Source organism: Streptomyces alkaliphilus (assembly GCF_014141535.1).
GTDB lineage: Bacteria > Actinomycetota > Actinomycetes > Streptomycetales > Streptomycetaceae > Streptomyces > Streptomyces alkaliphilus.
Genome location: NZ_VKHT01000325.1, coordinates 1 through 5,089, shown reverse-complemented (window position 1 = coordinate 5,089; position 5,089 = coordinate 1). Strand labels below are relative to the sequence as shown.

The window sequence follows — 5,089 nt, the reverse complement described above, 5'->3', positions numbered from 1 at the left end:
GTATCCGAGCCCGGGGAGGGCGGGGGACCGGTGCGGCTCATGGTGGTGCCCCTCACCCCTCGCCGCGGAAGAGGTTGATCGCGTCGATGTGCTTCGCGCGCAGCTCGGGGTCGGTGACGCCCAGGCCCTCGCGGGGTGCCAGGCACAGCACGCCGACCTTGCCCTGGTGCACGTTGCGGTGCACGTCGTGGGCGGCCTGGCCGGCCTCCTCCAGGGAGTAGCTGCGCGAGACGGTGGGGTGGATCTTCCCCTTGGCGATCAACCGGTTGGCCTCCCACGCCTCGCGGTAGTTGGCGAAGTGGGAGCCGACGATGCGCTTGAGCGACATCCACAGGTAGCGGTTGTCGTAGGAGTGCATGTAGCCGGAGGTGGAGGCGCAGGTGACGATGGTGCCGCCCTTGCGGGTGACGTAGACGCTGGCGCCGAACGTCTCCCGGCCGGGGTGCTCGAAGACGATGTCCACGTCCTCGCCGCCGGTCAACTCGCGGATGCGCTTGCCGAAGCGCTTCCACTCCCTCGGGTCCTGGGTGTGCTCGTCCTTCCAGAACCGGTAGTCCTCGGCGTTGCGGTCGATGATCGCCTCGGCGCCCATCCGGCGGCAGATCTCGGCCTTCTGCGGGGAGGAGACCACGCAGATGGGGTTGGCGCCACCGGCGAGGGCGAACTGGGTGGCGTAGGAGCCCAGGCCCCCGCTGGCGCCCCAGATCAGGACGTTGTCGCCCTGCTTCATCCCGGCGCCGTTGCGGGAGACCAGCTGCCGGTAGGCGGTGGAGTTGACCAGGCCGGGGGAGGCGGCCTCCTCCCAGGTGAGGTGCTTCGGCTTGGGCATCAGCTGATTGGTCTTCACCAGGGCGATCTCGGCCATGCCGCCGAAGTTGGTCTCGAAACCCCAGATGCGCTGTTCGGGGTCGAGCATGGTGTCGTCGTGGCCGTCGGGGGATTCCAGCTCCACCGACAGGCAGTGCGCGACGACCTCGTCGCCGGGCTTCCAGGCGTTGACGCCCGCGCCGGTGCGCAGCACCACGCCGGCCAGGTCGGAGCCGATGACGTGGTACGGCAGGTCGTGCCGCTTGGCCAGCGGCGAGAGCTTCCCGTAGCGCTCGAGGAAGGCGAAGGTGGAGACCGGCTCGAAGATCGAGGTCCACACCGAGTTGTAGTTCACGGCGCTGGCCATGACCGCCACCAGCGCCTCGCCGGGGCCGAGTTCGGGCAGCGGCACCTCGTCCAGGTGCAGTGACTTGCGGGGGTCCTTCTCCCGGGTGGTCAGGCCCTCGAACATGTCGACCTCGTCCTTGTGCACGGTGATCGCGCGGTAGGACTCGGGCAGGGCCAGGTGGGCGAAGTCCTCGCTGGTGCTCTCCGGTGCGCTGATCGCGTCCAGGATCTGCTTCACGGTGTTGCCTCCGACGGGTGCGCGTCACGGGGACGCGGGGGGACGACGAGTGCCACGACGGGGTCCGGCGTCGTCGACCGGGTGCGGTCGGGACGTCGGTGGTGCTCGGTGGTGCGGGGGCCGGTCCGCCGGTGCCGCGGTGTCCCGGGGGACGGTCGCGGGCACCGGCGACACGGGGTCGGGTGCGGGGTGCGGTGTCGTGACCGGATGGTGCGGTGCCGTCGGTCCGGCGGCGATGGTGCTGTGGCTCGCGCGGTCGCGCTGGTGCCTGTGACGCAGGCGGCCGGGAACGTTCCGTTGAACGGTGGGACCACGTCCCGGTGCACCTCACGTTATGGCACAGCGTGCCGGCCCGCAAGGCACTGAGTGCCAAATATTTCGCTCAAAAGTCATCAGCCGGTCGCACATGAGCGAACCATTGGCTCCCCGGATCCCCCCATCGGGGCGAGCGGGGTCCTTGGCTCCGGGGTGACTCGTGGGTAACATCCGCCGGGAGCACCGTTCCGGGCCGTCCGCGGCCCGGCCCGCGACAGGAGACCCCGCCATGGCCCGAGCGTCGGGACCGAAGCGATCCGCCGGATGGTCCGATCCCCGGAATTCCGCCCGGATGTTGGCCGGTCTGCTCGGCACGGCGGGCGTGCTGCACTTCGCCGTTCCCCGGCCTTTCGACGCCATCGTGCCCCGGTCCCTGCCCGGCCGCCCCCGCGACTGGACCCGGATCAGCGGGGCCGCCGAACTCGCCCTGGCCGCCGGCCTGCTGACCCCGCGAACCCGCCGCGCGAGCGCCGCGGCGACGGCGGCCCTCCTGGTCGCCGTGTGGCCCGCCAACGTGAAAATGGCCCGGGATTGGAGTCGCCGTCCGGCACCGTGGGCGGGCATCGCCCGGGCCCGGGTGCCCGCTCAGGTGCCGCTGGTGCTGTGGGCGCTGCACGCCGCCCGCCCCGATCGGGGTTCCGGACGGGGATGACCGGGAACCGGCCGGTGCCGGCACGGAGTGCCGGCACCGAGTGTCGGGGCGCGGCTGCCACCGGTTCCCACCCGCTCCGGCGTCGGCCGCCGGCGACCTGCCGACGGGAGCCGGTCAACGCCGCCGCAGGGCCTCCTCGATGGAGCGCATGACCTCCGGCAGCGGCGCGTCGGTGTGCGCCACCGCCACCACCACCCCGGGCGCCGGCGAGGCCCCGCCGGGCTCACCGCCGGCGGCCACCGGCAGGCTGCCGAAGGTCCGTCGGACCACGGCGAACGCCCGGTCCAGATCGCCCTCCACGTCCCCCTGGCCCCCACTGCGCAGCCACCGCCGCAGCACGTGGTTGTGGGCCGTGACCACCGCCGAGGCGGCGACCTCGGCCAGCAGCGGCTCGTCCCCGGCGCTGCCCTCCCGGTGCGCCGACTCGTCGAACTGCTCCAGCAGGTAGCGGGTGAACAGCCGCTCGTACCGGGCGACCGAGGCGATCTCCCGCTCCCGCAGCGCCGGCACCTCGCGGGTCAGCTGGTAACGCTCCACCGACACCGCGGGGGAGGCCGCGTACATCCGCATGACCTCCTTGATCCCCCGACAGACGGTGTCGATCGGGTTCTCCCGGGCGGGGGCGGCCTCCAGGACCGCCCGCGCCCGCTCCAGGGTGTCGTCGTGGTCGGGGAAGATCGCCTCCTCCTTGGAGCGGAAGTGGCGGAAAAACGTCCGTCGCGCGACACCCGCCGCCGCGGCGATCTCGTCCACCGTGGTGGCGGCGTAACCCTTGGTCGCGAAGAGCTCCATCGCCGCCGCGGCCAGCCGCCGCCGCACCTTCAGGCGCTGGGAGGCGGCGGCCGGCGCCTGCGGCGCGCGGGCATCGGGTGACACGGACTTCACGGGCTGGGCCATGAGCCGAACGTAGCCCATCCGCCCGCCCTCAGGACGCCGCCCGGGTGTATTCCCGGAAGCCGCGGCCGGTCTTCCGCCCCAGGCAACCCGCCTCCACCAGTTGCCGCAGCAGCGGCGCCGGCGCCAGCGAGGGATCGCGGAACTCCCGGTGCAGCGTCTCCTCGATGGCCAGCGAGACGTCCAGCCCCACCACGTCCAGCAGTTCGAAGGGGCCCATCGGGTAGCCGCCGCCCAGCTTCATCGCCGTGTCCACGGCGTCCGGGGTGGCGTAGTGCTCCTGGACCATCTTCACCGCGTCGTTCAGGTAGGGGAACAGCAGCGCGTTCACGATGAAGCCGGCCCGGTCGCCGCAGTCCACCGGGTGCTTGCGGATCCGGGAGCAGACCTCGTGGACGGTGGCGTGCGCCTCGTCCCCCGTCAGGACCGTGCGCACCACCTCCACCAGCTTCATCGCCGGCGCCGGGTTGAAGAAGTGCATCCCGATGACATCCCGCGGACGAGTGGTGGCGCGGGCACAGGCCACCACCGGCAGCGAGGAGGTCGTGGTGGCCAGCACGGCTCCGGGACGACAGACCTTGTCCAGGGTGCGGAAGAGGTCCTGTTTGATCGTCAGGTCCTCGGCGATCGCCTCGACGGCGAGGTCCACGTCGGCCAGCGATTCGAGCGTGTCGGTGGGCACGATCCGGGAGAGCGCGGCGTCCCGGTCCTCGGCCGACATCCGTCCCTTCGTCACCGAGCGGCCGAGGGACTTGGCGATCCGCCCCCGCGCGGCGTTCGCCTTCTCCTCGCTGCGGGCGACCAGGATCACGGGGAAGCCGGCCTTCGCGAAGACCTCGGCGATGCCCGAGGCCATCGTCCCGGAGCCGACCACGCCGACGGTCTCCACCGGCCGGGCCCCGGCGGGGCGCCCCTCGGCCCCGGCGTCCCCGCCCTCGGTCGGCGGGTCGGGGATCACCTCGGCGTCGGAACCGGTGCCGGAGTAGGTGTAGAAGCCGCGCCCCGCCTTGCGGCCGGTCATCCCGGCCTCGGCGAGTTGGCCCAGGATGGGGGTCGGGGCGTGCAGCCGGTCCCGGGAGCGCTCGTACATCGCCTCCAGGACCGCCCGCGCGGTGTCGATCCCGATCAGATCGAGCAACTCCAGTGGTCCCATGGGCAGGCCGCAGCCCAGTCGCATCGCGGCGTCGATGTCCTCGCGGGTGGCGTACCGCGCCTCGTACATCGCGGCGGCCCGGTTGAGGTAGCCGAACAGCAGGCCGTCGGCGATGAAACCGGGGCGGTCCCCGGCCGGGACGGGTTCCTTGCCCAGGTCCCGGGCGAGTTCGGTGACCCGCTCGACGGCGTCCGGCGAGGTCAGCACCGAGGAGACCACCTCGACCAGTCGCATCGCGGGCACCGGGTGGAAGAAGTGCAGACCCACCACGCGCTCGGGACGGGCGGTCTCGGCGGCCAGCCGGGTGACGGGCAGGGCGTTGGTGCCGGTGGCCAGGACGGTGTCCGGGCGCACGAGGGAGTCCAGCGCGGTGAGCACCGACAGCTTCAGCTCGTAGTCCTCGGGCACCACCTCGATCACCAGATCGGCCGGAGCCGCGTCGGCGAGGTCGGTGCCGGCGCGGAACCGGGAGAGGAGGTCGCGGCGCTGCTGCTCGGTGATCCGCTGCCGCTCGACCGCGCGGGCGGCGGAGCCCCGCAGACGCTCGCCGGCGCGCTCGACGGCGGCCGGGTCGATGTCCACGCCGATGACCTCGCGCCCGGAGCGCAGCAGGACCTCGGCGATGCCGGTGCCCATCGTGCCCAGACCGACGACGGCGACCACCGGCAGCGGGGGGTGGGTT

At 72.7% G+C, this 5,089-nt stretch carries 4 protein-coding genes; 1 reads left to right on the top strand and 3 read right to left on the bottom strand.

Going from position 1 to position 5,089, the window contains the following annotated elements; genetic code table 11:
* Positions 1–52: 52 nt before the first annotated feature.
* The gene (ccrA, locus tag FNQ90_RS12220; protein WP_182606397.1) at positions 53–1,393 is read right to left on the bottom strand and encodes a crotonyl-CoA carboxylase/reductase; all 1,341 of its coding nucleotides are present in this window, start codon (positions 1,391–1,393) and stop codon (positions 53–55) included.
* 607 nt (positions 1,394–2,000) lie between these two features.
* Between ccrA and FNQ90_RS12215 the strand changes: the two genes are divergently transcribed.
* A complete protein-coding gene (locus tag FNQ90_RS12215; protein WP_182606396.1) occupies positions 2,001–2,360 on the top strand; it encodes a DoxX family protein in 360 nt (119 codons plus the stop codon).
* A 114-nt stretch (positions 2,361–2,474) separates the two neighbouring features.
* Here the strand turns inward: FNQ90_RS12215 and FNQ90_RS12210 are convergent, their stop codons facing one another.
* Positions 2,475–3,275, bottom strand: coding sequence for a TetR family transcriptional regulator (locus FNQ90_RS12210; protein ID WP_143621041.1), 801 nt, complete (start codon positions 3,273–3,275; stop codon positions 2,475–2,477).
* Positions 3,276–3,285: 10 nt separating this feature from the next.
* A complete protein-coding gene (locus tag FNQ90_RS12205; RefSeq protein ID WP_228471074.1) occupies positions 3,286–5,076 on the bottom strand; it encodes a 3-hydroxyacyl-CoA dehydrogenase family protein in 1,791 nt (596 codons plus the stop codon).
* Between the last annotated feature and the right edge of the window lie 13 nt (positions 5,077–5,089).

What these genes read in the sequence shown, in the direction of transcription:
- FNQ90_RS12210 (WP_143621041.1), bottom strand. Translation starts at nt 3,275, where the DNA reads ATGGGCTACGTTCGGCTCATGGCCCAGCCCGTGAAGTCCGTGTCACCC.
- FNQ90_RS12215 (WP_182606396.1), top strand. Translation starts at nt 2,001, where the DNA reads ATGTTGGCCGGTCTGCTCGGCACGGCGGGCGTGCTGCACTTCGCCGTT.